Annotated in this window: 22 protein-coding genes and 1 tRNA gene; 11 read left to right on the top strand and 12 right to left on the bottom strand. The window is 61.8% G+C overall.

Annotation, left to right across the window (positions count from 1 at the left end; all coding sequences use genetic code 11):
• The first annotated feature begins 211 nt into the window (after positions 1 to 211).
• Positions 212 to 2,047: a hypothetical protein gene (locus tag BBX50_RS24845; protein WP_065777960.1), complete on the top strand. Its 1,836-nt coding sequence runs from the start codon at positions 212 to 214 to the stop codon at positions 2,045 to 2,047.
• Here BBX50_RS24845 and BBX50_RS24840 read toward each other — a convergent pair.
• Entirely contained in the window at positions 1,987 to 3,633 is a 1,647-nt protein-coding gene (locus BBX50_RS24840; protein ID WP_065777959.1) for a Na/Pi cotransporter family protein, read from the bottom strand. The two genes, BBX50_RS24845 and BBX50_RS24840, sit on opposite strands and share 61 nt — an antisense overlap.
• Positions 3,634 to 3,985: 352 nt before the next feature.
• On the opposite strand from BBX50_RS24840, the gene BBX50_RS24835 reads away from it, so the two are divergent.
• From BBX50_RS24835 to glp, 5 genes are read left to right on the top strand one after another with little or no spacing between them, the layout of a single operon-like run.
• Positions 3,986 to 5,878 carry a SurA N-terminal domain-containing protein gene (locus BBX50_RS24835; RefSeq protein ID WP_065777958.1) on the top strand — a complete coding sequence of 631 codons (1,893 nt, stop codon included), beginning with the start codon at positions 3,986 to 3,988 and terminating at the stop codon, positions 5,876 to 5,878.
• 17 nt (positions 5,879 to 5,895) lie between these two features.
• Positions 5,896 to 6,909, top strand: a complete 1,014-nt coding sequence (trpD, locus tag BBX50_RS24830) for an anthranilate phosphoribosyltransferase (RefSeq protein WP_065777957.1) — start codon at positions 5,896 to 5,898, stop codon at positions 6,907 to 6,909.
• Positions 6,910 to 6,925: 16 nt separating this feature from the next.
• Positions 6,926 to 7,741 (top strand): indole-3-glycerol phosphate synthase TrpC, encoded by an 816-nt coding sequence (gene trpC / locus BBX50_RS24825; protein ID WP_065777956.1) that lies wholly within the window; start codon positions 6,926 to 6,928, stop codon positions 7,739 to 7,741.
• Positions 7,741 to 8,229: a cyclic pyranopterin monophosphate synthase MoaC gene (gene moaC / locus BBX50_RS24820; protein ID WP_065777955.1), complete on the top strand. Its 489-nt coding sequence runs from the start codon at positions 7,741 to 7,743 to the stop codon at positions 8,227 to 8,229. The genes trpC and moaC overlap by 1 nt, the downstream gene beginning before the upstream one ends.
• A 4-nt stretch (positions 8,230 to 8,233) precedes the next feature.
• Positions 8,234 to 9,445 carry a gephyrin-like molybdotransferase Glp gene (gene glp, locus BBX50_RS24815; RefSeq protein ID WP_065777954.1) on the top strand — a complete coding sequence of 404 codons (1,212 nt, stop codon included), beginning with the start codon at positions 8,234 to 8,236 and terminating at the stop codon, positions 9,443 to 9,445.
• 137 nt (positions 9,446 to 9,582) lie between these two features.
• Here the strand turns inward: glp and BBX50_RS24810 are convergent, their stop codons facing one another.
• The 8 genes from BBX50_RS24810 to pcsA form a co-directional block, all read right to left on the bottom strand.
• Positions 9,583 to 10,875 (bottom strand): hemolysin family protein, encoded by a 1,293-nt coding sequence (locus tag BBX50_RS24810; RefSeq protein WP_065777953.1) that lies wholly within the window; start codon positions 10,873 to 10,875, stop codon positions 9,583 to 9,585.
• Positions 10,876 to 11,041: 166 nt separating this feature from the next.
• Complete coding sequence (locus BBX50_RS24805; RefSeq protein WP_065777952.1) at positions 11,042 to 11,785, bottom strand: FadR/GntR family transcriptional regulator; 744 nt, start codon at positions 11,783 to 11,785, stop codon at positions 11,042 to 11,044.
• A gap of 252 nt (positions 11,786 to 12,037) precedes the next feature.
• A complete protein-coding gene (locus tag BBX50_RS24800) occupies positions 12,038 to 13,108 on the bottom strand; it encodes a BMP family ABC transporter substrate-binding protein (RefSeq protein ID WP_065777951.1) in 1,071 nt (356 codons plus the stop codon).
• Positions 13,109 to 13,157: 49 nt separating this feature from the next.
• A complete protein-coding gene (locus BBX50_RS24795) occupies positions 13,158 to 14,078 on the bottom strand; it encodes an ABC transporter permease (protein WP_065777950.1) in 921 nt (306 codons plus the stop codon).
• Entirely contained in the window at positions 14,078 to 15,172 is a 1,095-nt protein-coding gene (locus BBX50_RS24790; protein ID WP_065777949.1) for an ABC transporter permease, read from the bottom strand. The genes BBX50_RS24795 and BBX50_RS24790 overlap by 1 nt, the downstream gene beginning before the upstream one ends.
• Complete coding sequence (locus BBX50_RS24785) at positions 15,162 to 16,736, bottom strand: ABC transporter ATP-binding protein (protein WP_065777948.1); 1,575 nt, start codon at positions 16,734 to 16,736, stop codon at positions 15,162 to 15,164. Before BBX50_RS24785 ends, BBX50_RS24790 begins: the two co-directional genes overlap by 11 nt.
• A gap of 48 nt (positions 16,737 to 16,784) precedes the next feature.
• Positions 16,785 to 17,762: a quinone oxidoreductase gene (locus tag BBX50_RS24780; RefSeq protein WP_065777947.1), complete on the bottom strand. Its 978-nt coding sequence runs from the start codon at positions 17,760 to 17,762 to the stop codon at positions 16,785 to 16,787.
• A gap of 9 nt (positions 17,763 to 17,771) precedes the next feature.
• The gene (gene pcsA, locus BBX50_RS24775; protein WP_065777946.1) at positions 17,772 to 18,497 is read right to left on the bottom strand and encodes a phosphatidylcholine synthase; all 726 of its coding nucleotides are present in this window, start codon (positions 18,495 to 18,497) and stop codon (positions 17,772 to 17,774) included.
• A gap of 275 nt (positions 18,498 to 18,772) precedes the next feature.
• On the opposite strand from pcsA, the gene BBX50_RS24770 reads away from it, so the two are divergent.
• Complete coding sequence (locus BBX50_RS24770; RefSeq protein ID WP_065777945.1) at positions 18,773 to 19,984, top strand: UbiH/UbiF family hydroxylase; 1,212 nt, start codon at positions 18,773 to 18,775, stop codon at positions 19,982 to 19,984.
• Here the strand turns inward: BBX50_RS24770 and BBX50_RS24765 are convergent.
• On the bottom strand, positions 19,952 to 20,914 hold the full coding sequence (locus tag BBX50_RS24765; RefSeq protein ID WP_065777944.1) for an AEC family transporter: 963 nt from the start codon (positions 20,912 to 20,914) through the stop codon (positions 19,952 to 19,954). The genes BBX50_RS24770 and BBX50_RS24765 overlap by 33 nt on opposite strands.
• A 134-nt stretch (positions 20,915 to 21,048) precedes the next feature.
• Positions 21,049 to 21,795: a cytochrome c biogenesis CcdA family protein gene (locus BBX50_RS24760; protein WP_065778029.1), complete on the bottom strand. Its 747-nt coding sequence runs from the start codon at positions 21,793 to 21,795 to the stop codon at positions 21,049 to 21,051.
• Positions 21,796 to 21,986: 191 nt separating this feature from the next.
• On the opposite strand from BBX50_RS24760, the gene BBX50_RS24755 reads away from it, so the two are divergent.
• From BBX50_RS24755 to BBX50_RS24740, 4 genes are all read left to right on the top strand, one after another.
• Positions 21,987 to 22,062: transfer RNA gene (locus BBX50_RS24755), tRNA-Lys, on the top strand.
• Positions 22,063 to 22,679: 617 nt separating this feature from the next.
• Positions 22,680 to 22,946, top strand: a complete 267-nt coding sequence (locus BBX50_RS24750; RefSeq protein WP_065777943.1) for a hypothetical protein — start codon at positions 22,680 to 22,682, stop codon at positions 22,944 to 22,946.
• 197 nt (positions 22,947 to 23,143) lie between these two features.
• Positions 23,144 to 23,398, top strand: coding sequence for a YMGG-like glycine zipper-containing protein (locus BBX50_RS24745; RefSeq protein ID WP_065777942.1), 255 nt, complete (start codon positions 23,144 to 23,146; stop codon positions 23,396 to 23,398).
• Positions 23,399 to 23,556: 158 nt separating this feature from the next.
• On the top strand, positions 23,557 to 23,820 hold the full coding sequence (locus tag BBX50_RS24740) for a hypothetical protein (protein ID WP_065777941.1): 264 nt from the start codon (positions 23,557 to 23,559) through the stop codon (positions 23,818 to 23,820).
• Between the two features lie 84 nt (positions 23,821 to 23,904).
• Here BBX50_RS24740 and BBX50_RS24735 read toward each other — a convergent pair whose 3' ends face one another.
• Positions 23,905 to 24,885, bottom strand: coding sequence for a GlxA family transcriptional regulator (locus tag BBX50_RS24735; RefSeq protein ID WP_065778028.1), 981 nt, complete (start codon positions 24,883 to 24,885; stop codon positions 23,905 to 23,907).
• Positions 24,886 to 25,260: the final 375 nt, after the last annotated feature.

The raw sequence follows: 25,260 nt of genomic DNA, 5'->3' as shown, positions 1-25,260 counted from the left end.
CCTTCGTACAATTCCTTAAATCGGAATCAGCTCAAGTACAAAATCGCGCCCGATTCGGCGCCGTGCTAGCAGCAAGATATTGCGAGAAGCATAATTCGCACAATCACGTCGCATTAACCGGCTTAAAACCCGATGATGGCATAAGGAAGCGCGGAGCCTGTGTCAGCAAGCAGTGCGGGTGCATCGCTCCCCTCGGGAGAACGAAGCCGCAATGCACAGCCGCACCGAACTCGACACATCAGCAAGCGCCAGAGGCGAAGCCTTGCTTTTCGCTCGCTCGCCGCTCCTGCTGCTTGCCCTCGCCTTCGTTGTGCTGGGACTTCTGCTCACCTTCACAATCCCGCAGCCGATCGGCCCGATGTTCTGGGATCACTATCTTTATCTCGATGCTGCCAACCGCATTCGCGAAGGCCAAGTTCCCTCGGTCGACTTCTTCACGCCCGTCGGCGCCCTCGGCTACTACCTTTTCACCGGCCTGCAGAGCATCTTTTCCAACGGCCAGCCGTTGCTGCTCGCAAGCTGGTGCCTGCTCCTCGTCAGCGGGCCATTGATCGCCCTCGTCATCCTCGATGTCCAGAAGCGTTCGAAAGGCCTCGCCTATGCGATCCTCGTGCCGTTCCTGGTCTTCTCGGTGCTGCCGTTCAATACCGGCGATTTCTATCCCTATCCCGGCTCCGACGGCTTCGGCATCTACAACCGCCAGGTTTGCCAGCTGCTTTATGTGCTGGCGGCGGCATTGATCCACGTGCGCGACCGCTGGCTGCTCGTGCTCACAGTCGCCGGTGCCATGGCAGCCCTCTTCTTCGTGAAGATCACCGGCGCCGTAGCCGGCACGGTGCTGTGTCTCATGGCCGTTGCGGCGGGACGCCTGCCCTTCAGATTGGCGATGGCAGCGGCACTGATGGTCTTCGCCATACTTGCAATCGTCGAAGTTTCGCTTGGTGGGGTTTCAGCCTATCTCGCCGATATTCTTGCGCTGCTTTCCGTCAACGACGGCAGCCTGTTGCCGCGTCTGCTGCAGGCAGCTTCGCTCAATGCCGGCTTGCTGATCCCGGCCGGACTGCTCTGCCTGTTGCTATTTGGCGCCCACCTTGGGTCCTTTACCCAATCGCTGCGACAGCTTGGCGAGGGACCGTCTATTGCTGCAGGCGCCAAGGTGCTCGACCAGCCGCTCTTGTGGCTTGCCGCCTTTGTTGTCGCCGGCATTCTCTTCGAGAGCCAGAACACCGGCAGCCAGGCCTTCATCTTCCTGCTGCCGTTGCTGCTCAAGCTTGTCATCGATGAGGTCAAAGCCGCCCGGTCCCGGCCACTCGCAATCGGCATAGCCGTCCTCGCGTTCGCCGCGGCCTTGCCGCCGGCCACAGCAGTCGTGCAAAAAAGCGCCCGTGCCTGGGTCGGCGCGATCAACAACGTACCGCTGGAAAGCCGCAATCTCAAAACGATGGGGGCGGTGAATCTCCGGCCGATCCTGGCGCTGCGCGCCGGGCGCTTGCGCGAAATCTACGCCGCACAACGACCTGCGTTCGACGCCTTTGCCGAAGCGGGCGAATTGCCGTCATTTCTGCTCTACAGCGACTTCGACTTCCAGGCCGGCTGGCTGGCGAATGCAGACGAGGCCGTCGACGCGATCCGGGCGTATGAAGCTGCCAACGGCGTGCGCTTCGGGACGATCTTCAATGTCGACTTCAGCAACCCGTTCCCCTGGTTGATGGACCGTAGCGCCCCTCGGCATGTGGCGATCGGCGCTGATCCGTTCCGCGCCATTCCGCCGCCGGATCAGAACGTTCGCGCCGCCATCAGCGCCGTCGACATCGCGTTGGTGCCGACATGCCCTGTCACCAACGTCAACAGAACATTGTTGTCGCTCTACCTGCCAAGCCTCGAGCCGAGCCACAACCGCATCACACTGACGAAATGCTATGACGCTTTCATACGCAATGGCTTGAAAACCGGCGCCAGGACCATCGAGTTCATAGGCGGCAATAATCAGGCGCCCGGCCGCAGCCGGCTCTCGCTCAACAGCCCACTCTCTTCAAGGATCGGGTAAGCGACGGATGCGATATGGGCGTTGACGCGCTTCAAGTCGCGCAGCATATCGAGGTGAAGAGAGCTCGTCTGCAAGCTCTGGACCAGCCCGTCTCGCAGCCGCTCGATATGCCTTTCGGCCGAGCGTTTCTCCATATGACGGACGTTTACCTTCACCTCGATCAGTTGCTTGGCGAGATCAGCGTTGCGCGTGACGAAGATGGTCTGCGCAACGCGAAGATTGTCGATCGTCAGATTGAAGAGGCTCTTCAGCTCCTGATACCCCTCCTCCGAGAACTTCAGGCCGTTGTTGACCTTCTTGGCGATCTGTTCGCAGAGCCCTTTCTCGATGATATCACCCATGTGCTCGAGGTTGATGGCGTAATCGATGATCACGATCGAGCGGCGACCGTCCTCGGCGCTCAAACCGTCCCGCCCCAGCCGAGACAGGAAGATCTTCACTTCCTGTTGCAACTGGTCCACCTGCTTCTCGAACTTGCCAATGTCGCGAATATCCGAGAGGTCGTTGTTGTTGAAGGCGTTTGCGGCACGCATGAGCATCATTTCGACCAGATCGCCAACGCGCAGCACCTCGCGGGTGGCCCCGGAAAGCGCCATCACGGGCGTGTGCAGCGTGGCCACGTCGAGATAACGCGGGCCGGTCTCCTCCGCCTCGCCGTCCGGGATGAAACGAACCATCAGTTGCGACAGCAATCCGGCAAAGGGCCAGGCAAGGACAGCCACGGCCAGATTGAAGGCGAGATGAATGTCGACCGGAAGGTTCTGCCGCGGCAGCGGCAAGCTCTGGAGAAACTCGACGCTCACACTCGTCAGCGGCAGCGCGATCAAACAGCCGATGGCGCGAACGACGAGATTGCCGAGGGTGACCCTCCGGGCAGACGGCGCCGAAGCAAGGGTCGCCATGACAGGTGGGATGGCGCCGCCAAGGTTGGCGCCAAGCACAAGCGCCACCGTCAGCCCGACGGTCAGGATACCCGCTGAGGAGAGCGACAGCACCAGCATGACGACTGCGAGGCTGGACGAGGATGCGAAGGCAAGGCCAGCCGAAATGATCAGCGCGACCGGCCAGGCGCTGTCGAGCATTGCAAGGAATGTCGCCAAGGCCGGGGAATCACGCATCGGCTCGGTTGCAGCGCCGAGCAGGTGCAGCGACAGGAGCATCAGGCCGATGCCTACGAACGCGGCGCCAAGGCCCTGCCGCGCGTTCGAGCGGCTGGCTCGGTGCAAGACGACCCCGACGAGAATGACAAGCGGCGACAGCCACTCGATGCCGGTCGCGACGATCCAGGCGGTCATCGCGGTGCCCAGGTTGGCGCCAAGCAAGACGATCTGCGCCATGCGCGAGCGGATGAGCCCCTTCTCGACGAAGGACGCGGTCATCAGCGCCGTGGCGGTCGAGCTTTGCAGAGCGAGCGTTGCGACAAGTCCCGTCGCGAAGGAGCGGATGGATCCGTCGGTTCCCTGTGCGAGCCCGGCGCGCAACCGCGCCCCGAACGCACGCGTCACCCCGTCCTTGACGAGGGATAGGCCGAAGAGCAGCAGCGCCACTGCTCCAAACAGGTTAACCATTACGATTGTTGACTGCATTGGCGTGTCTTTCTGCGGGCCTGCCAGAATCGCCCGGCCCCCCGCAACAAAACCACAGTTTCAAGGCGTATTCGAGCCAATGTGACAGATATATTTCAGTTGCCGGCTAATGAATCCGACATCAATTATGCCGCCCACGCCAGCTCGAGCGACGCATCCAGTAGGCCCAGAGGACGCTCAGCCCGGACACTCCGCGGCAGGCGTTGAAAATGCAGACGATTGGAACGGGTGAACGATCCCGTGAGCGGGCGCAATTTGCGGCAAACCACCCTTCATTTCCTGTTTCGTTTGTTTTAAGGAACGATTTCGTTTTGGCGAACAGCCACCGCAATGCAACGAGGTTTCTGCCCCCATGCTCGAATTCCTGAGAACTGCCGCCCAGACCTGGGTCGTCAAAGGCCTGCTAGTCATTCTCGTGCTGTCGTTCATGGTGTGGGGCGGCTCATCGCTGACGATGACGAACCAGTCGGATGCGGTCGTGACCGTCGGCGACGTCAAGGTCAAGGCTCCGGAATTCCGGCTCGCCTACGAGACCATGCTGGCGCAGGCCTCTCGCCAGCTCGGAACGAGGCTGACGCCGCAGCAGGCCCGTGCCTTCGGCATCGAGCAGCGGGTCTACTCGCAGATCGTCGCCGGTGCCGCACTCGACCAACTCGCCAACGACATGAATCTCGGTCTGTCGCAGGATCGCCTTGCCAAGCTGATTGCCGATGACCCGGCGTTCCACAGCGTCAACGGGCAGTTCGACCGACTGACCTTCTCAAGCGTGCTGCGCAATGCCGGCCTGCGCGAACAGGACTACATCAACAGCCAGAGCCAGACCGCCATCCGTTCTCAGATCGTCGATGCGCTTTCAGATGGCTACGTAGCGCCTAAGGTTTTGACAGATGCCATCGGCGCCTACCGCCACGAAAAGCGGGCCCTCGACTATTTGCTGCTCTCGAACGCCAATATCGATCCGGTCAAGGCACCCGGCGATGACGTCCTTACGCCCTGGTACGACAGCCGCAAAGCGAACTATCGCGCGCCGGAGTACCGCAAGATCAGCTTTGTCAAGCTCGAACCGGCAGACGTAGCCGATACCGCGACCGTGACCGACGACGAGATCCGCACCGAATACGATCGCCGCAAGGAGAGCTTCCGGGCCGCCGCGTCGCGGACCATAGAGCAACTCGCTTTCCCCTCGCGTGCGGCAGCTGACGCTGCGTCAGCCAAGCTCTCCTCGGGCACGAGCTTCGACGATCTCGCGAAAGCCGAGGGCAAGACCTCTGCGGACGTTCTGCTTGGGGAATTCACGAAGGATCGCGTGCCGGACGCCAAGATCGCCGAGGCGGCCTTCGCCGTTCCGGCCAACGGCGGCGTAACCCCGGTTGTTGACGGCGCCTTCGGTCCGGTCATCCTGCGGGTGACGAACATCCGCCCGGAGACCGTCCGCAGCTTCGACGAAGTCAAGGAAGAGCTGCGCAAGGACATCGCGCTTAACGCTGCGAGCGAAGAAGTCATGCGCCTGCATGACAAGATCGAAGACGAGCGTGCTTCCGGCGCCCCGATCAAGGACGTGGCCGACCAGCTCAAGCTGAAGCTGGTGACCATCGATGCGATCGACGCAACCGGCAAGGACAAGAACGGCGACGACGTCGCTGGTCTGCCGGAACAGGCGGCCCTCCTGCAGGAAGTCTTCAAGGCGGACGTCGGTGCCGAGACCCTGCCCGTGAACGTCGGCCGGGACGGCTATGTCTGGTTCGATCTCGATGAGGTCATCCCCGCGCGCGACCGCACACTCGACGAAGCGCGCGACGAGATCGGAGCCGACTGGATGGCCGAACAGCAACGCGCAGCCCTTGCCAAGAAGGCCGGCGAACTGAAGCAGCGCGTCGAGGGCGGCGCAAAGCTCGCCGACATCGCGACAGAGCTCGGCCTCGTCGTCGAAACCAAGTCCGGCCTGACGCGCGCCACTTCGGATGCGGCGCTCAGCCCCGCAGCCGTTGCCGCCGCCTTCTCCGGCGCGAACGGCCACGTCGCCAATGCCCCCGGGATCGGCGGTGAGGGACAGGTCCTCCTGCAGGTAACATCGGTAGAAAATGCCGGTCCGGCGGACGTGCTTCAGGACGACAGCCGCCAGATCGAAGCGCTTGCACGTGTCAGCGGCGAGGACATTCTGGACCAGATGGTCGCCACGCTGCAGGCTGCTTATGGCGTTTCCATCAACCAGACGCTTGGCGAAACCGCAATTGCGCAACGATAGGTCCCGAGGAAAGATCGATGAGTGATCTCAAGCCATTCGTCGCCAAGGTCGCCGCCCGCGAGGCGCTGAACCGCGAAGACGCGCGCGCCGCCTTCGAAATCATCATGTCCGGTGCCGCGACGCCGTCGCAGATCGGCGGTTTCCTGATGGCGCTGCGCGTGCGTGGCGAAACGGTCGACGAAATCGTCGGCGCGGTCGGCGCGATGCGCGCCCGCATGCTACCGGTCGAGGCGCCGGCCGGTGCGGTCGATATCGTCGGAACCGGCGGTGACGGCGCGGGCACCTACAACATCTCGACACTTGCGGCGCTCATCGTCGCGGGTGCCGGTGTGCCGGTCGCAAAACATGGCAACCGCGCCTTGAGCTCAAAGTCGGGCACTGCTGACGCGCTCTCGTGCCTCGGCGTCAAGCTCGACATCGGCCCTGAGGCCATCTCGCAGTGCATTCGCGAGGCGGGTGTCGGCTTCATGTTTGCTCAGCAACATCACTCGGCGATGCGCCATGTCGGCCCGACCCGGGTGGAGCTCGGTACGCGAACCATCTTCAACCTGCTTGGCCCGCTTTCCAATCCGGCCGGCGTCAAGCGCCAGCTCGTCGGTGTTTATGCACCGCAATGGGTTCAGCCGCTTGCAGAAGTGCTGCGTGATCTTGGGTCGGAAAACGTCTGGGTCGTCCATGGCGAAGGCCTCGACGAAATCACCACGACCGGCACGACTGAGGTCGCCGCCCTGGAAAACGGCAAGATATCGACCTTCACCCTCACGCCGGCCGATTTCGGCTTGGAGACGGTGACGCTCGATGCGCTCAAAGGCGGCGACGGTGCGCACAATGCCGTGGCACTTCAGGCCGTGCTCGACGGTGCCGAGAACCCCTACCGGGACATTTCCCTTGCCAATGCGGCCGCTTCGCTGATGATAGCCGGACGGGCGAAGGACCTCACGGAGGGCATGGCGCTCGCCCGCCAGTCGCTGTCGACCGGCGGCGCCAAGACGGCGTTGCAGCGCCTGATCAGCGTTTCAAACGCGGCCTGAGGAAGGATCGGCAACGATGACGGATATCCTGCGCAAGATCGAAGCCTACAAGCGCGACGAAATCGCAGCCGCGAAATCGCAAGTTTCGCTCGAAGATCTCAAGGCGCGCATCGCTGAACAATCGGCACCGCGCGGCTTCCACAAGGCCCTCGTCGCGCGCAAGGCGGCCGGCGACTTCGGGCTGATCGCGGAAATCAAGAAGGCAAGCCCGTCCAAGGGCCTCATTCGCCCGGATTTCGATCCGCCGGCGCTCGCCAAGGCTTACGAAGCCGGCGGCGCCGCATGCCTTTCTGTGCTGACGGATGCACCGAGCTTTCAAGGCGCACCTGCTTTCCTTGAAGCCGCGCGTGCGGCCTGCGCCCTGTCGGCACTGCGCAAGGACTTCATGTTCGACACCTATCAGGTTTTCGAGGCGCGCGCCTGGGGTGCCGACTGCATCCTGCTGATCATGGCATCGCTTAGCGACGACGATGCGCGCCGCCTCGAAGACGCCGCGTTCACGCTCGGCATGGACGTGCTCATCGAAGTGCACGACGCCGAGGAAATGGAACGTGCCCTCAAACTCGCCTCACCACTCGTCGGTATCAACAACCGCAATTTGCGGACCTTCGAGGTCGATCTCGCCGTTTCGGAGCAGCTCGCAGCGATGGTGCCAGCCGACCGACTGCTGGTCGGCGAAAGCGGGGTCTTCACGCACGAGGATTGCCGGCGGCTGGAAAAAAGCGGCATCACGACCTTCCTGGTCGGCGAAAGCCTGATGCGCAAGAGCGATGTCGAAGCGGCGACGCGCACCCTCTTGACCGGCGCAGCAAACACACTGGCGGCCGAGTGATGGGTAAGCCGACGCTCACGCATCTCGGTGGCAGCGGCGAAGCGAACATGGTGGACGTCGGCGACAAGGCCGAAACCGTCCGCGTTGCCGTCGCCGAAGGCCATGTTCGCATGAAGCCCGAAACGCTGGCGCTCATTCTCGAAGGCGATGCCAAGAAAGGCGATGTCATCGGCACGGCGCGGCTCGCAGGGATCATGGCGGCCAAGCAGACGGCCAACCTCATTCCGCTCTGCCATCCCTTGATGCTGACGAAGGTCACGGTTGACATCACGCCGGACCCAACGCTTCCAGGCCTCAGGGTCGAAGCTCTTGCCAAGCTCACCGGCCGCACGGGTGTGGAGATGGAAGCGTTGACCTCGGTCAGCGTCGCCTGTCTCACCATCTACGATATGGCAAAGGCCGCGGATCGAGACATGGAGATCGGCGGCATAACGCTTGTCAGCAAGTCCGGCGGCCGGTCCGGCGACTATCGCCGCGAAGGGAACTGATGCCATGTCGCTGCTCTCCGTCGAAGACGCGCTCGAGCGAATTCTCCGCAGCGCGACTCCGCGGCCCCTGGCAGAGAATGTCGCTCTTCACGACGGCTTGGGGCGCGTGCTCTCGCAGGACATCCCGGCACGCGTCACCCACCCAGCCTTCGACAATTCGGCGATGGACGGCTATGCGGTTCGCCATCAGGACATTGAGACCATCGGCGCTGAATTGACCGTGATCGGCCAATCCGCCGCTGGCCACCGCTTCAAAGGCGAAGTCGCCGCGGGCCAGACCGTTCGCATCTTCACCGGTGCGCCCCTTCCCGCTGGCGCCGATACTGTCATCATCCAGGAGGATACCGAGCGCCTGCCCGGCAACCGGATCCGAACCAAATTCGTGCCCGGCAAGGGCCGCCACATCCGGCTGTCGGGCCAGGATTTTACGGCTGGCGAAGCAGCGCTTTCGGCTGGTGACGTGCTCGATGCAGGACGGCTGACTTTGGCCGCCGGCATGAACCACGCAAACCTCCCCGTCTTCAGGCGCCCACGTGTCGCGATCCTTGCAACCGGCGACGAGCTCATGCCTCCGGGTAGCAAGCCGGGCGACGACCAGATCATCGCCTCGAACAGCTTCGGCGTCGCGGCCATTGCGCGCGACAATGGCGCCGAGGTTATCGACCTCGGCATTGTCGGCGATGACCAGCAGGCGATCGCTGCTCAGGTCGCCCGGGCACAGGGAGCCGATGTCGACGTCATCGTCACGCTGGGCGGCGCTTCGGTCGGCGACCATGACCTGGTCCAGGCGACGCTGCTTGCCTGCGGCATGACGCTTGACTTCTGGCGCATCGCGATGCGGCCAGGAAAGCCGCTGATGGTTGGACAGCTTGGCGTAGCCACCGTGCTCGGCCTGCCCGGAAACCCGGTCTCCAGCCTCGTTTGCTCGCTGCTTTTCCTTGAACCGCTGGTGCGCAAACTTGCTCGATTGCCGGAACGGGAACGCATTGCAACCGCGCGACTGGCAAGCCCGCTTCCGGGCAATGACATCAGGCAGGATTACGTGCGCGCACGCCTTTCCAGGGACAGCGACGGAAACCTCGTCGCCCATCCCTTCTCGCGCCAGGACTCGTCAATGATGAAGGTCTTTGCGCAGTCCGACTGCCTGATCGTACGCGCGCCACACGCCGAGGAAGCGCCCCTGGGCACGTCCTGCGACATCCTCAGACTGCGCTGAATTCAATAGAAAATCTGCAAGATCTGAAAATCGGCGTAGCCCGGAACTTCATCTCCAAGGTACCGTCCGGCCACCGCAAGCGATGCGTTCTCAAGCCGGGGCAGGTCTGCCCCGACCTGACATCTCCGAGGATTGGATCAGCTGGTCGTTTCGTCGCTGCGGCTGACAAGGATCTTGTCGATACGGCGTGCATCCATGTCGACGACCTCGAAGCGATACCCGTGGGCGGTGGCAATATCGCCCTCCTCCGGCGTCTTACGCAGCTGCTGCACGAGGAAACCGGCAATCGTCTCGAAATTACCGTCCGCGTCGATCCCCTCAATACCGATCGTCAGGTGGATTTCATCAATCGGCGTGCGGCCGTCGACGAGATAGCTGCCGTCTTCGCGCTGGCGTATCAGCGCATGCTCGATGTCGTCGTAGTTGGAGGGCAGCACACCAACGATGGCCTCAAGGATATCAGCGATGGTGATGATGCCCTCGGTGCTTCCATATTCGTCGACGATCATCGCCATGTTGATGCTCGAGGACTTGAAGGCTTCCAGCGCCTTCAGGCAGGATGCGGTCTCCGGCAGCGTATGGATCTCGCGAGTGTACCGACGCACATCGAACGGACCGGAGCTCGGTGCGTTCAACAGCTCCTTTGCCAGGACCGCGCCGAGAACATCACCGCTCGGGCCATCGACCACCGGGTAGCGCGAATGGCCGAACTGACCGATCTTGCGGCCGACCGTCTCCAGGCTGTCGTTGACGTCGATGAAGCTCACCTCGGTCCGGTGCGTCATAATCGATTTGACGTTGCGGTCGCCGAGCCGAATGATTCGGCGCAGCATTTCGTGCTCTGACTTCTCGATGGCGCCGCTTTCGACACCTTCGGCCATGATCGCATGAACTTCCTCCTCCGTCACATGGTCCGGATCATCCGGACGTATGCCGAGGAGGCGCATGGCGAGCGAAGCCGCAGTCTCGAAGAGATAAACGATCGGAGCCGCGATCCGCGACAGAAGATGCATCGGGCGCGCGACGAACATCGCCAGCGCCTCGGAATTCTTCAGCGCCAATTGCTTCGGGATGAGCTCGCCGATGACCACTGAAAGAAAGGTGATGAGCGTCACGACGAGCGCAACGGCGACCGTGTTGCCGTAGGGATTGATCCAGGCGATCTCATTGAGCAAAGGGGCGAATTTGGCAGCGATCGTCGCGCCACCGTAGGCGCCGGCCAATGTGCCGACAAGCGTGATGCCAACCTGGACGGTCGAAAGAAACTTGCCTGGATCTTCGGCAAGGCTCAGCGCCACTTCGGCGCGGTGATTTCCCTGTTTTGCCATCTGGCGAAGCATGGGCTTGCTTGCCGAGACGATTGCCATTTCCGAGAGAGCAAAAAATGCATTGATCAAAAGCAGGACGAAAATGACAAAAAACTCGGACATGGTCTCCAGATCACCGTTGACGAAAGCCGCTCCACAAGGAACGGCCCCTCACCAGATAAGGCCAGCCGGCGATCTGAGCAAGCGGGAGCGTTGAAATCGACGCGATCTCTTGAACATTGAAAGCGATAATCGCTCTTTTCTTGAACAACCCCGACCAGAAGGAAGATCAGTTGCGGCTGCTGAGTGCGCTGCGAACGCGCTCACGCCCGATCTTGATCACATTCTCCATCGCGAGCCGCGCGCCCATTTCGTCACGCCGGCCGATTTCCTCGACGATGCGAATATGATTGCGGGCCACTTCGTCGATCCCGCCTTTTTCGGCAACGGGCGAACTCAGCTTGAACACGCCGACGAGCGCCGCTTCGATCAGCCCGCCGACCGTGCGCATGAAGGGATTTCCGGACGCTTCGGCAACCGCGAGGTGAAATTTCAGATCCGCAACGGCGAGGCTCTCGGCCGTATGCCCCAGCTCGCCCATGGCAACGGCGAGACGCATCATGCGGCTGATCTCGGCCTCCGAGGCGTTTCGCGCGGCAAGCGCTGCCGCATGCGGCTCGAAGGCCAGGCGCACTTCACTCAGGTGGTAAAGGAAATCTTCGTCAACGCCGCATTCGAAATGCCAGGTGAGGATATCGCTGTCGAACAGGTTCCAGTCGTTGCGTGGCGTCACGCGCGTACCGATACGAGCACGCGGTACAACCAACCCCTTGGCAGCCAATGTCTTCATCGCCTCGCGCAGCACCGTTCTCGATACTTTGAAACGCGCCGCGAGTTCCGGATCACCGGGCAAGATCGAACCGACCGGAAACTCACCAGATATGATCGCCTTTCCCAGTTGATCGACGACATGCGCATGACTGGTACGCTTGCGCGAGCCGGACACCACGGTTTCCAGCAAACTCCTGTTCAATCCATCTCCTCCAGGCACTCCCCTGCCTGACTTCCGTCGATGCGAGGCGCCACAACACCTTGTTGCGGTGACCGAAGCTCGCGTCAATCTTGCTGACGTGAATGTAGTTTGAACCGCCGATTCCGGAAAGCCCTACCAACCCCGCAAAAGCGCATTCCGTGCACGCCATCGGCGAATGACAACTTTTACGCGATATAAAACAACAAACCCCGCCAGATGGCGGGGTTTGCATGTATTCGGCGGGGCCGTCGCTTACTTCGGCAACTGGTCGTCGACACCTTCGACGTAGAAGTTCATGCCAAGCAGAGTGCCGTCATCCGAAGACGCGCCGGCTGCAAGCCATTCGCTGCCGTCCTGTTTCTTCAGCGGGCCGGTGAAGGGCTTCAGCTCACCCGACTTGATCTTGGCTTCGGTTTCCTCGGCCAGCTTCTTCACGTCGTCAGGCATGTTGGTGTAGGGCGCCATGGTCAGGATGCCGTCCTTCAGGCCATCCCAGCTCGACGTCGTTTCCCACTTGCCGTCGAGGAACGCCTGGGTGCGCTTGACGTAGTAGGCGCCCCAGGTATCGACGATGGCCGTCAGCTGAGTGGTCGGGCCGGCCGCAATCATGTCGGAAGCCTGGCCGAAGGCCTTGATGCCGCGCTCGGCCGCAACCTGCATCGGGGCGGTCGTGTCGGTGTGCTGCGTCAGGATATCAACGCCCTGGTCGACCAGCGCCTTGGCGGCGTCGGCTTCCTTGCCGGGATCAAACCAGGTGTTGGCCCAGACGACCTTGATCTTGAAGTCGGGGTTGACCGAGCGTGCGCCGATCACGAAGGAGTTGATGCCCATCACCACTTCCGGGATCGGGAAGGAAGCGATGTAGCCGGCGACACCCTTCTGCGACAGCTTCGCGGCGATCTGACCCTGAATGTAACGGCCTTCATAGAAACGGCTGTTATAGGTCGCGACATTCGGGGCGGTCTTGTAGCCGGTTGCGTGTTCGAACTTCACGTCTGGGAACTTCTGGGCGATTTTGATCGTCGCATCCATGAAGCCGAAAGACGTCGTGAAGATCAGGCCGCAGCCAGAACGCGCGAGACGCTCGATCGCACGTTCGGCGTCGGGGCCCTCCGGTACGTTTTCGAGGAACTGCGTTTCGATCTTGTCGCCGAGTGCCTTCTCCAGCTCCTGGCGGCCGATGTCATGGGCCTGGGTCCAGCCACCATCGGTCTTCGAACCGACGTAGACGAAGCAGATCTTGGCCTTTTCCTGGGCGCTTGCACCCGTAGCAAAGCCGATCGCGGCCGCGGTGCTTGCGAGGACGAGCAGTAGTTTCTTCATTTTCTTGACCTCTGTCGGTTTGAGAAATGTCCGTCTGAAATGCAGCCGTTCACCGGTCCGGCACAAACGGTTTGCCGAGCGATGCCGGCGTGTTGATCAAAGTCATGCGCCGGTTGTGGGAAATGAGGATGAGCACGACGATCGTCGCGAGATAGGGAAGTGACGACAGGAACTGCGATGGTATGCCGATGCCGAAGGCCTGGGCGTGCAGCTGGCTGATCGAGACGGCGCCGAAGAGATAACCGCCGGCCACCAGCCGCCAGGGCCGCCATGAGGAGAAGACCACCAGTGCCAGCGCGATCCAGCCGCGGCCGGCCGACATGTTTTCCACCCATTGCGGCGTGTAGACGAGCGACAGCTGCGCACCGGCAAGGCCGGCACAGGCCCCGCCGAACATCACGGCCAGATACCGCGTGCGGATGACGTTGACGCCGAGCGCGTGCGCCGAGGCGTGGCTGTCGCCAACGGCGCGCAGCTTCAACCCGGCCCGGCTCTTGAACAGGAACCAGTTCACCCCGGCAACGATCGCAATCGAAAGATAGAAAATGATATCCAGACGAAACAGAAGCGGCCCGAGATAGGGAATCTCAGAGAGCAGCGGGATTGCGATCGGCTGCAGCTTGATGCCCTGGATGCCGAGGAAGCTCTCGCCGAGCATGCCGGAAACGCCGATCCCGAGCAGCGTCAGGGCAAGGCCGGTCGCCACTTGGTTGGCCACCAACGTCAGCGTCAGGAAGGCGAAGAGCTGCGAGAAGAGCGCACCGCAGGCCACGCCTCCAAGCATGCCGAGATACGGCGAGCCGGTTAGTTGAGTGATCGCGAAGGCCGACACCGCCCCCATGATCATCATGCCTTCGACCCCGAGATTGAGAACGCCGGATCGCTCCGTCACCAGTTCGCCGATAGCGGCCAATACCAGCGGGGTTGCGGCGGTAATAACGCTCAGGAGGATCGCTTCAACAATACCCATTAGCGGCTCCCCTCGGTCTTGGTCGCGGTCAACCGGTCAAAGATCAGCCTGATGCGGTAGTGAATGAGCGTATCGCAGGAGAGCACGAAGAAGAGCAGCAGCCCCTGGAAGACGCGCGTCACCTTTTCAGAAACGCCGATCGATAGCTGCGCGGCCTCGCCGCCAAGATAGGTGAGCGCCAGAACCAGGCCGGCGGCGACGATGCCGAGCGGATTGAGGCGACCGAGGAAGGCGACGATGATTGCGGTGAAGCCGTAGCCGGGCGAAATCACCGGGCGCAGCTGCTGGATCGCGCCGCTGACTTCGGAAATGCCGGCGAGGCCCGCAAATGCGCCGGACAGCAGCATCGAGAACCAGATCATCCGGCGCGACGAGAAGCCGGCGAAGCGCCCTGCCCGTTCCGATTGGCCAAGGACGGAGATCTCAAAGCCTTTCAGCGTATAACGCATCATGAACCAGACGAGGATCGCGGCGATGATCGCAAAGGCGAAGCCCCAATGGGTCCGCCCGGACGCGATCATCTCCGGCAGGATCGCGTCGGCGGCAAAAGTGCGCGTCTCCGGGAAGTTCATGCCGCCCGGATTGCGCCAGGGACCACGCACCAACCAGTCGAGGAAGAGCTGGGCAACATAGACCAGCATCAGGCTCGTCAGGATCTCGTTGGTGTTCATATGCGCCTTGAGGAAGGCGGGGATCGCGGCAAAGAGCGCGCCACCGAGCATGCCCATCAGCATCATCAGCGGCAGCACCAGCGGCGACTGCCAGTCGTAGAAGACCACCGGCAGGATCGAGCCAGCAATGGCGCCCATGATGAACTGGCCCTCGGCGCCGATGTTCCAGTTGTTGGAGCGGAAACAGACCGACAGCCCAACGGCAATCAGGATCAAGGGCGCTGCCTTGATCGCCAGTTCGTGCAGCGACCAGACCTCGCTCAACGGCTCAACAAAGAAGCTATAAAGCGCCATCGCCGGGTTTTTTCCCAGCAGCGCGAACATGATGCCGCCGAAGACGATCGTCAGCAGGAAGGCAATGAACGGCGACAGGATCGAGAACAGCGTCGAGACCTTGGGGCGCTTTTCCAGTTCAATGCGCATGTCCGGCCTCCGTGCCTTCCATCTTGCCGTACATGCCGCCCATCAGGAGGCCGATCTTTTCGCGCGAAAGCTCATGCGCCGGATAGGGATCGGAAAGCCGACCATCGCTGATGACGGCGATTTCCGTCGCCACCTCGAAGATCTCATCAAGATCCTGGCTGATGACGAGCACGGCGGATCCCGCCTTGGCGAGATCGACGAGCGCCTGGCGGATGCGGCTTGCAGCTCCGGCATCCACACCCCAGGTCGGCTGATTGACGACGAGCACGCTCGGCTGGCGGTCGAGTTCGCGGCCGACGATGAACTTCTGCAGATTGCCACCAGACAACGAGCCCGCCGGCGGGTCTTCGCCGCTCTTGCGCACATCCATCGCCTCGGAAATGCGCTTTGCGGCGCTCGCCACCGCATCGCGGCGGATGACCTTGAGGAAGCCCCCGCCAAGGAATGCCTTGGCGTCCGATCGACTGCGGGCCAGCACGAGATTGTCCGATAGCGGCAGCGCCGACACGGCGGCGTGACCATGGCGCTCTTCGGGAACGAAACCAGCGCCCATCAGGCGGCGGGCATTGATGTTTCGGCTGCCGACGGGTCTCTGGCGGATCTGCACCGCATTGTCGTCGGCAACCGGAAATTCGCCGGAAAGCGCGTCGAAAAGCTCGCCCTGGCCGTTGCCGGCGACACCGGCAATTGCCAGCACTTCGCCGGCATGAACCTTGAGACAGATGTTCTTCAACGAAACGGCAAAGGGCGTGCGCGCGGGAACCGTCAGATGACGAGCCTCGAGCTGCACCTGGCCCTTCGTGCTCGTCCCCTCCGCAGTCACGGCAGCAACATCACTGCCGACCATCATGCGCGCCAGCGACGACGGTGTCTCTGCCTTCGGATCGCAGGCGCCCGTCACCTTGCCATGACGCAGCACGGTTGCGCGGTCGCATATCCGCTGAACTTCCTCGAGCCGGTGGCTGATATAGAGCACGGAGCGCCCCTCAGCCTTCAGCTTGTAGAGGGTCTCAAACAGACGATCGGCCTCCTGCGGCGTCAAGACCGAGGTCGGCTCGTCCAGAATGATGAGGCGCGGGTTCTGCAGCAACGCGCGCACGATCTCGATGCGCTGGCGTTCGCCGACTGACAGGTCGGCCACATGCGCCTTCGGATCGAGCGGCAGGCCGTAGGCGTGCGACAGGCGGGAAGCCTCGTCCGCCACCTTGGCAAGAGAGGTGTTCGCGTCCATCGAAAGCGCAATATTTTCAGCGACTGTCAGCGCCTCAAACAGCGAAAAATGCTGGAAAACCATGCCGATGCCGAGCTTGCGTGCCGCTGCCGGATTGGCTATGCGCACGCCCTGACCCTCCCAGAGGATCTCGCCTGCCGTCGGCGCCAACACACCGAACAGCATCTTCACCAGGGTCGATTTTCCGGCACCGTTTTCGCCGAGAAGGGCGTGGATTTCGCCCGGTTCAATCTGCAGATTGATCCCATTGCAGGCTGCAAAGCTGCCAAACAATTTCGTTAAGTTGCTCACAGCCAATAGGTGACTGTTCGCCGCTACTCCCTCAACAGGCACGCTGCCCTCTTTCCCCTCTGTCGATCCGCGTCCGCCTTAGGGCTTCGATCACGGAATCAGCAGTGTTGTTCCACTCGTTTTTCTTGTCTCGAGATCCGTATGCGCCCGTCCTGCGTCGGCGAGCGGATAAGTCTGATTGATATTGATACGCACTTTGTTGCTTTGCACAATATCAAACAGGGAATTTGCACACGCTTCCAGCGCAGGCCGCGTAGCAACGTAACCAAAGAGTGTCGGACGGGTCGCGAAAAGCGACCCCTTCTGCGCCAGAATACCGATGCTGAACGCCTCCACCGGACCGGACGAATTGCCGAAGCTGACCCACAGACCACGCGGCTTCAGGCAGTCGAGCGACGCCGGATAGGTATCGCGGCCGACAGAATCATAGACGACATCGACACCGCGACCATCCGTCAGTTCCTTCACCCTGGCGACGAAGTTATCGGTCCGATAGTTGATCACATGGTCGTAACCGTGTGCCAGCGCCAGATCGATTTTTTCCTGCGATCCGGCGGTGCCGATGACAGTCGCGCCAAGGGCCTTGGCCCATTGTCCGGCGATCAGGCCGACGCCGCCGGCGGCCGCATGGAAGAGGATCGTGGTGCCCGGACCAACCTGATAGGTCTGATTGAGCAGATATTGCGCTGTCATGCCTTTCAGCATCATCGCGGCCGCGGTCTCGAGACTGATCCCGTCGGGCACTTTCACCAGCTGCGACGCATCGACGTTGCGCTCGCTGGCATAGGCGCCGTCAGCCGATGCATAGGCAACCCGGTCGCCGACCGAAAAAAGACTGACACCATCGCCGACCGCGGTGATCACACCCGCGCCTTCCTTGCCCGGCACGAAGGGCAGGCCCGAGGCGGATTTGTAGAGGCCGGTGCGAAAGTAGACGTCGATGAAGTTGAGACCAACGGCAACCTGGCGGATCTGCACCTCGCCCGGCCCTGGCGGCGAAAGCGTGACGCCTTCCAGTTTCAGGACCTCCGGTCCACCGAGTTCGCGTACCACAATCGCCTGCGCCATTGCCTGCTCCTAATTCCGGCCGAGATTCGGGAAAATCTGCAGCACGAAGCCAATCACATAGAGGTAGATGCCTGTTAGCACGAAGCCGGTCACGACCCAGGCCGGTGTCGCAAAATGCAGGAGTAGTGCATAGACGCCGAGCGCCGACCAGACGAGAAAGATGCCGAGGTTCAACGGCCGCAGACGCTGGACGCGAACTGGGTGCAGGAAATTGATCGGTAGGAAGGTGAGTACCACCGAGACGAAGACCACGATCGACGCCGTCAGCTCGCTTGCCTGGATGACGAAGAGCGTAAAGACGATCATGTTCCAGACGACAGGGAAGCCGGAGAAGAAATATTCGTCCGTCTTCATGCCCATGTCGGCATAGTAGATCGCGCTCGATACCACGATCGCACCGGCGGCCACGAAGGACCAAGGCTCGCCGATCATGCCGCTCTGGTAGAGCGCAAAGGCTGGCAGCAGGACATAGGTCACGTAGTCGATGACATTGTCGAGGGTGTCGCCTGACCAGTTGGGCAGCACTTCCTTGACCCGGACCTTGCGGGCGATAGGGCCGTCGATACCATCAACGAGCAGCGCCAGGCCCAGCCACCAGAACATATCAACGAAGCGATGCTCGGCCGCGGCCACCACGCCGAGGAAGGCAAGAAACGATCCCGAAGCAGTCAAGATATGCACGGAAAAGGCGCGGATCTCGGCGTAGGGAACTCGTCTGTAGTTAAAGAACTTCATCTGCGGACGCCGCCCACCCCTGCCTGTTTTCTCCGCGCGGGCTTCAAGCCCGCCTCGACCGCTCTGCGGCGCATTGCGCGTAATATGCACCCTTTGCAACGCATCGCCACTAAAATTCAAGCTTTGCACTGTCCGCTCGCAGCATTGTCCTGTGGACACCTGCAAATTGCTTCTGCGCTGATTCTACCCATTTATTTCGCTGTCGGCGGCGACTAGAGGTATGATCGAGGCTGGACCAAGGGCCTCAACGCGTGCGGAAAGGGTTCGTTCACATCATGGATCACTACGACATCGCCATCATCGGCGCGGGTCTCGCGGGGTCGCTCGCGGCCATAGCGCTTGCCGACGCTGGTTACCACGTTGCCCTGATCGGCCCGGAGGCTGCAGTTGCCGACGGCCGCACCACGGCACTGATGGACCAGTCAATCGAATACTTGAAGACGCTGGAGCTCTGGGAAAAGGTCGAGCCACTGACCGCAGCGCTCTCGACCATGCGCATCCTCGACGGCACCGGCCGGCTCTTGCGTGCGCCGCCGGTCAACTTCCGCGCCTCCGAAGTCGGGCTCGACGCTTTCGGCTACAACATACCGAACGCGCCCTTCATCAACATTCTGAGGCAGCGCGCCGAAGCGAGCCCGACGCTGACGCGCATCACCGCCTCGGCGATCGGCTTCGATCTTTCCGATACCGTCGCGACGATCGACCTAGCCGATGGCAGCCAGTGCAGCGCCAACCTCCTTGTCGGCGCCGATGGTCGTCGCTCGCCGGTGCGCGAAGCGGCAAAGATCGCCGCCAGCACCTGGTCCTATCCGCAGACGGCGGTCGTTCTCAATTTTGCGCACGAGTTGCCGCACCAGAACATCTCGACCGAGTTTCACACCGAAAGCGGGCCCTTCACCCAGGTGCCCCTGCCCGGCAACCGCTCGAGCCTCGTCTGGGTGCGCAAGCCCGACGATGCCGCGCAAACGCTGATGCTGGATCTCACGGCGCTGTCGCGCGCCGTCGAAGACCGCATGCAATCGATCCTCGGCAAGGTGACCGTTGAGGGCACGCCACAATCGTTCCCGCTCTCGGGCATGACCGCACAACGCTTCGGCAAGGGCCGTGTCGTACTTCTCGGTGAGGCCGCGCACGCCTTTCCGCCGATCGGGGCGCAGGGGCTCAACCTCAGCCTTCGCGATGTGATGACACTTGTCGAACTGATCGGCGCGCCGAGCGGAGAGCCGCTGGCCGCCGATACTGGCGACCGCTTCGACAGTCGCCGCCGGCTTGATATCGTCAGCCGCACGGCAAGCGTCGACCTGCTCAATCGCTCGCTGCTTTCCGGCTTCCTGCCGGTACAGGCGCTGCGCGCGCTTGGGATGCATGTGCTTTCGGCCGTCGGCCCGCTTCGTAGTTTGTTGATGCGCGAAGGTGTGCATCCGGGCAGCGCGCTCAACGCCCTGAGGGAGGGCTTAAGGGAAAAGATCGGGCGGAAGAGCGCCTGAGCGGATGAGGTAAAGCAGGCCTGTCACGGTCGCGACCGAAAGCGTCGTGGTGATCAGGATCGTCGCCGAGGCGCGCTCCTGCCAGACACCATATTGATGGCCGATGACGAAGACGTTCGTCGCCGTCGGCAATGCGGCCAGCAACACCGCGGTCTGCACCCAGATCGGGTCGTAGTTTCCCGTCAGGCTCATGGCCGTGAACATCACAATCGGGTGCAGCACCAATTTCGCCGGAACGATGTAGCCGATCTCGACGGGAATGCGCTTGATCGGCCGAAGTGCCAGCGTCACGCCCATGGCAAAGAGTGCGCAGGGTGCGGCACACTGGGCGAGATAGTCGATGAGCCGCTGAACCGGCACCGGCGGCTGCACGGCGAAAAAGGCCGCGACCACGCCCGCAAGTGTCGCCAGGATGAACGGGTGCAGGATGATCTTGCGCGCGACGCTTGTCGCGAGCACCAGCGGCTTTTGCTGCCCGCCGCCGGCAATCGCCATCATCGCCGGTGCTACGGCAAAATGGGCGGCATTTTCGAAGCTGAAGATCAGCGCCACCGGTACTGCAGCCGCATCGCCCAGTGCGAGCAGCGCCAGTCCCGGGCCCATGTAGCCGATGTTGCCATAGGCTGCGCCGAAGCCCTGGATCGTCGCTTCGGCAATGGAGTTGCGCCTGATGTAGACGCCGACGAGGAAGATCAACGAGAACACGATGTAGGTCGCGCCGACCGTCGTCAGGATGAAGTCGGCGCGCGCCAGCTGCTCGATCGGCGTGCGCGAGACGAGCTTGAAGAACAGCGCCGGCAGCGCGAGGTAGATGATGAAGGTGTTCAGCCATCCCATCGCCTCGCCGGGATGATGCACGAAGCGCGCCGTCAGATAGCCGAGAAAGATCAGGCCGAAGAACGGCAGCACCAGGCCCGCAATTTCCGTCATGTCTTCCCCCCGTCCCTGCCGCTTTCGGCTTGGCCACGCCATCGCCAGGCATCCGCGACACGCCTAGCGCACGAACAAGCCCAAGCATTAGGCCAGTCCTGGCGAAAAGTGATTCCGGATTACGAGGGAATGCCCTAGCCGATTTTCATCAGGATCGGGAAGGTCGTCTGGAACCAGATGGCAACAGAACTGATGAAACCGAAGAGGAAAGCGAGGCCGGCGAGTACCAGGAGCCCACCCATCAGCTTCTCGATAAGGCCGAGATGACGGCGGAAGCGGAAGAGGAAGCGCATGAAGGAGCCGGAAAAGGCGGCCGCGATCCAGAACGGCACGGCAAGGCCCAGCGAATAGATGGCAAGCAGCATGGCGCCATCGCCGACCGTGTCGCGCGCGGCGGCAACGCCGAGGATCGTGCCAAGCACCGGACCGATGCAGGGCGTCCAGCCGAAGGCGAAGGCCAGCCCCATGATATAGGCGCCCGACAGCGTTGCAGGCTTGCCACCGCCCTGGAAGCGCGCCTCTCGCGCCAAGAGACCGATCTTGAACACGCCGAGAAAATGCAGCCCCATGATGATGATGATCACGCCGCCGATGCGCGAGAGCAGATCCATATGCTGCCTTAGCAGCAGGCCGATCGACGAAGCCCCTGCCCCAAGCGCTACGAAGACGGTGGCGAAACCGAGCGTGAACAATAGCGCCGCCGGCAGGACCGCGCGCCTGGTGCTGCCGATCGTCGCCGCATCGCCGCTGCGAAACTGGTCGACCGAGACGCCGGCCATATAACAAAGATAGGGCGGCACCAGGGGCAGGACGCAGGGCGACAGGAACGAGAGAGCGCCGGCAAGAATGGCGGTCCAGATGGAAATATCGGCAATCGACAACGGCAAGAACTCCGGCATGCGGCATTTGGGCTATCCCTTAGCCGCAGGATCACTATGATACCAATCACCTTTTGGCGATCATTGCGCCATGCACCCTTTGTTCGCGAAAATCGCAATTTTTCGGTTGACCGGCGGGAAACACGCGTGCATATGTCCGCCCACTTCCGCCGGGCTTCACAGCCGCGGCCAGGGAGCGCGTAGCTCAGCCGGTAGAGCAACTGACTTTTAATCAGTAGGTCCAGGGTTCGAATCCCTGCGCGCTCACCACGAATTTTCAACGACAAATCAAGCTGCCGCCCTAGCTTCCCGGGTCGCCACGACGGCACCAGATTCCCTGCTTATCGGCAGCTTCGGATCAAGCTACCCAACCCAGCGCATCATCGCCAAGGATCAGATGAGAGTTATCAAACCCTGTCGATTGCACTGGAGGCGCGCTTATGGAGCTCGGTCTTCGCGAATTAGGTTGGTGTCCTGACGGACATCATTCGTTCGACTCCCCACCAGATCAGAACATAATAAGAACACCCGCGACGTTGCGGTCGCATCCTGACAAAAGACGCATGCACTCCGCGCGAGCGGAGGAGGAGAAGCAGCCATGCGAGGCTCGCGCAACGCACAGAGCACGCGCCCTCCTGCTGACCGCGAACCGGATAGGACTTAAGTCCGACTTGCCCCGGCAAAGGTCCCACACGCGTTGCGGAATCGGAACCGCCCTGCCATTCCTAGTTGAGCGTCAACCGCACTTGACGTTAGCAACCCCAGAGCGTGCCCAGCCCCAAGCGGCATTGCGCTCTGGGGTCCGCCTGAAGCCATGACCGTCACCGACAATGTGGTTCGAAGACAAAGGCTTACGCCCTGCTGGAGACGCATAACGGAGAGAGGAAATGTCCCAGCAAAAGAAGCGCGTGATGAAGTCCGGTGAGATCCCAGACTACGTGGCTGAGATGATCGCCGCCGGGTGCGACATCTGCGCCGTCGGCCACTTTACGTACGTTACCGGCGACATGAACCCGAGCGAGGCGGCAATGAACAAAGTTGAGCGCATTGGGGAGAAGTATGGCGACCGCGACCCAATCAGGCAGGAAATTGCGACTTACCTCTGGTCGATCGGCCGGTACGTAGAGGTGGCGTCCGAAGATACGCGGCACTGACAGCGCAATACCCTACGTGGGAAAGACAAGTTTCAGCAGTTGCATGATGGACAGTCGACGACACGACCAACCCATTACTCTCGCCATAGCGATCAACCACCCTCGACAATTCGCCGCGTTGCGTAGATGCTGAACCTCACGCTGAGGATGCAAAGTGTTGAACTGCCCAGGTTGATATCGAGCAAAGGGGTGAAAGCATGAGAAAGCTTGTCATTGCGGCTTTGATGATTGGTACGCTTGCTTCTTGCACGCAGACCGAGAAAGGGACCGCCATTGGCGCCGGAACGGGTGCTATTATCGGCGGCGCAGTGAGCGACAGTTGGGGCGGCGCGGCGATCGGCGCTGTGGCCGGTGGAGTTATCGGCAACCTGATCGGACGTTCTCAGGAGCGCCAAGGCTATTGCATCTATCGTGATCGCTACGGGCGACGGTACGAGGCACGTTGCCGGTAACCGCAACCGCCTCTTGCCGAGGCGGCAGGCGTGTCTCGGCCTGTTCTTCGCGAACGAGATCGAGCGCACGTCCTGCGCGCCCGGCTAGAGGGTGCAAATAGAGCCGCCGAAACCGAACCCGGCGGGACGTCCCCCATCAAGCGTGTTACACTGCGGAAATGACTGACGAAGAGCAGACCTACGAGTTCTCGGAGTTTTCCGGCCAATTCAGTGACGACGGCGTCGTCGTGGAGTTGCGGATTTATCGGCCGGCAGGAACAAATCACGATTGGACCCTCGAAGTCATCGACGAGGAGGGCTTTTCCACCACGTGGGAGGAGCCATTTCCGACCGATCGGGAAGCCTTCGAGGAGTTTATCGCGACCGTTCAGCGCGACGGCATCCAGGCCTTTACCGACGAGCCGCCACAGACCGTGCACTGACGCCGATCCATGCGAATCCGACGGCTCAATCGGCGATCCATCCGGGCGCGTGCCCGTTGGCGCGCAAAGGCCTTGAACCGTTCCTCACGCCACAGCCTCACGTCGCGCCAACCGCATCTTCAAGGGACTGACCCCATATTCGCGGCTATAGGCCCGCGAAAAGACGGACAGGCTGTCAAAACCGCAGCGCAGCGCAATCTCGCGGATGGGGCTGCCGGAATCGCGCACCAGCCTGTGGGCAACCTGGAGGCGGAGGCGCAGATAATAGGCTCCGGGGCTGGTGGAAAGCCCTCTGGCAAAGAGCGACTCCAGCTTGCGCTGCGAAATCGATAATCGCTTGGTCAGTGCCGCAATTGTCAGGGGACGTTCGAGCGTGCGCTCCATCAGCCGGATCGCTTCGGCGAGCTCGGGATCTCGCGTTTCGATCCGACCAAGCGAGACATAGGGCTGCACGTCGGCAGCGCTATGTGTCTGGTCGTAGACGAAGATGCTGGCGACATCGAGCGCCAGAGCCGAACCCAGCCTTTGCGTGATCCAGTGCAGCATCATGTCGAAAGTCGGTGAAGCACCGCCTGAGGTCCAGAACTTGCCGTCGATGACGAAACGGTCGCCAAGCACGGTCAACGCGGGAAAGGCCTGGCTGAAATCTTCGAGCTCTTCCCAATGGGCGGTCGCCTTGCGGCCATTCAGCAGCCCGCTTCGGCCGAGCAGCCAGCAGCCCGATTCGATGCCGGCGACGATATCGAAATGCCGTGAGCACTCCTGCAACGCCCCGATGAATTTCTTGCCGGCGTGTCGATCGAGATTGAAGCCACCGATCACCAGCAGTGCATCGCCGGCAAGCGGCTGCCCCAGCAAACCGTCAACCGCGATCGGCACGCCGCAAGTCAGCGTCACCGGGCCGCCATCGGCCGAAAGCAACCGCCAGCGAAACACGTCGCGGCCGGAGATACGATTGGCGGCACGCATCGGGTCCAGCACCGAGGCGAGCGACATGATCGACGACTCCGGCAGGATGACAACGGAAACTTCGATCACTGAGTGTGGGCGTCCATCGGAAGGCATGCGGGAAATGTCAAATTTCAAGCGAGAAATGTCAATTCCCGCGCCGGCTTTCGGGCATTATCAGACCGTATCGATCTCCCTACGCGCGGCGCTGCAGCCCCGCGCAGAGACGTTCCCCTTTCCGCCTTTTGCCGGAACGGGCCGGTCGGAAACCATCCGCCGGCCCGTTTTTTTATCGGCGCCGGACCTGTGTCCGGACACGAGTTGCGAACACCGCCCCTCCATCGCGCCGCCGTGTCGAAAGCGCCGGATGTGTCGATACTTAGATCCCAGGACCGTCACGGGATCGGACCTCTAACGGCGCATTTCAAGGTTCGACAACCCACAACGCAAGAGCGCCGGTTGCCTTTCCGGCAACCGAGCCTAGCTAGGTAG

The sequence above is a fragment of the Ensifer sp. LC11 genome (assembly GCF_001695835.1).
Lineage (GTDB): Bacteria > Pseudomonadota > Alphaproteobacteria > Rhizobiales > Rhizobiaceae > Ensifer.
Note: the sequence above shows the minus strand (reverse complement) of the source record. Positions and strands in the feature narration are given on the sequence as shown.

Bases quoted from the DNA above. Each gene is read 5' to 3' on its own strand.
- BBX50_RS24845 (WP_065777960.1), top strand. From the start codon at position 212: ATGCACAGCCGCACCGAACTCGACACATCAGCAAGCGCCAGAGGCGAA.
- BBX50_RS24840 (WP_065777959.1), bottom strand. From the start codon at position 3,633: ATGCAGTCAACAATCGTAATGGTTAACCTGTTTGGAGCAGTGGCGCTG.
- BBX50_RS24835 (WP_065777958.1), top strand. From the start codon at position 3,986: ATGCTCGAATTCCTGAGAACTGCCGCCCAGACCTGGGTCGTCAAAGGC.
- trpD (WP_065777957.1), top strand. From the start codon at position 5,896: ATGAGTGATCTCAAGCCATTCGTCGCCAAGGTCGCCGCCCGCGAGGCG.
- trpC (WP_065777956.1), top strand. From the start codon at position 6,926: ATGACGGATATCCTGCGCAAGATCGAAGCCTACAAGCGCGACGAAATC.
- moaC (WP_065777955.1), top strand. From the start codon at position 7,741: ATGGGTAAGCCGACGCTCACGCATCTCGGTGGCAGCGGCGAAGCGAAC.
- glp (WP_065777954.1), top strand. From the start codon at position 8,234: ATGTCGCTGCTCTCCGTCGAAGACGCGCTCGAGCGAATTCTCCGCAGC.
- BBX50_RS24810 (WP_065777953.1), bottom strand. From the start codon at position 10,875: ATGTCCGAGTTTTTTGTCATTTTCGTCCTGCTTTTGATCAATGCATTT.
- BBX50_RS24800 (WP_065777951.1), bottom strand. From the start codon at position 13,108: ATGAAGAAACTACTGCTCGTCCTCGCAAGCACCGCGGCCGCGATCGGC.
- BBX50_RS24795 (WP_065777950.1), bottom strand. From the start codon at position 14,078: ATGGGTATTGTTGAAGCGATCCTCCTGAGCGTTATTACCGCCGCAACC.
- BBX50_RS24790 (WP_065777949.1), bottom strand. From the start codon at position 15,172: ATGCGCATTGAACTGGAAAAGCGCCCCAAGGTCTCGACGCTGTTCTCG.
- BBX50_RS24780 (WP_065777947.1), bottom strand. From the start codon at position 17,762: ATGGCGCAGGCGATTGTGGTACGCGAACTCGGTGGACCGGAGGTCCTG.
- pcsA (WP_065777946.1), bottom strand. From the start codon at position 18,497: ATGAAGTTCTTTAACTACAGACGAGTTCCCTACGCCGAGATCCGCGCC.
- BBX50_RS24770 (WP_065777945.1), top strand. From the start codon at position 18,773: ATGGATCACTACGACATCGCCATCATCGGCGCGGGTCTCGCGGGGTCG.
- BBX50_RS24765 (WP_065777944.1), bottom strand. From the start codon at position 20,914: ATGACGGAAATTGCGGGCCTGGTGCTGCCGTTCTTCGGCCTGATCTTT.
- BBX50_RS24750 (WP_065777943.1), top strand. From the start codon at position 22,680: ATGTCCCAGCAAAAGAAGCGCGTGATGAAGTCCGGTGAGATCCCAGAC.
- BBX50_RS24745 (WP_065777942.1), top strand. From the start codon at position 23,144: ATGAGAAAGCTTGTCATTGCGGCTTTGATGATTGGTACGCTTGCTTCT.
- BBX50_RS24740 (WP_065777941.1), top strand. From the start codon at position 23,557: ATGACTGACGAAGAGCAGACCTACGAGTTCTCGGAGTTTTCCGGCCAA.
- BBX50_RS24735 (WP_065778028.1), bottom strand. From the start codon at position 24,885: ATGCCTTCCGATGGACGCCCACACTCAGTGATCGAAGTTTCCGTTGTC.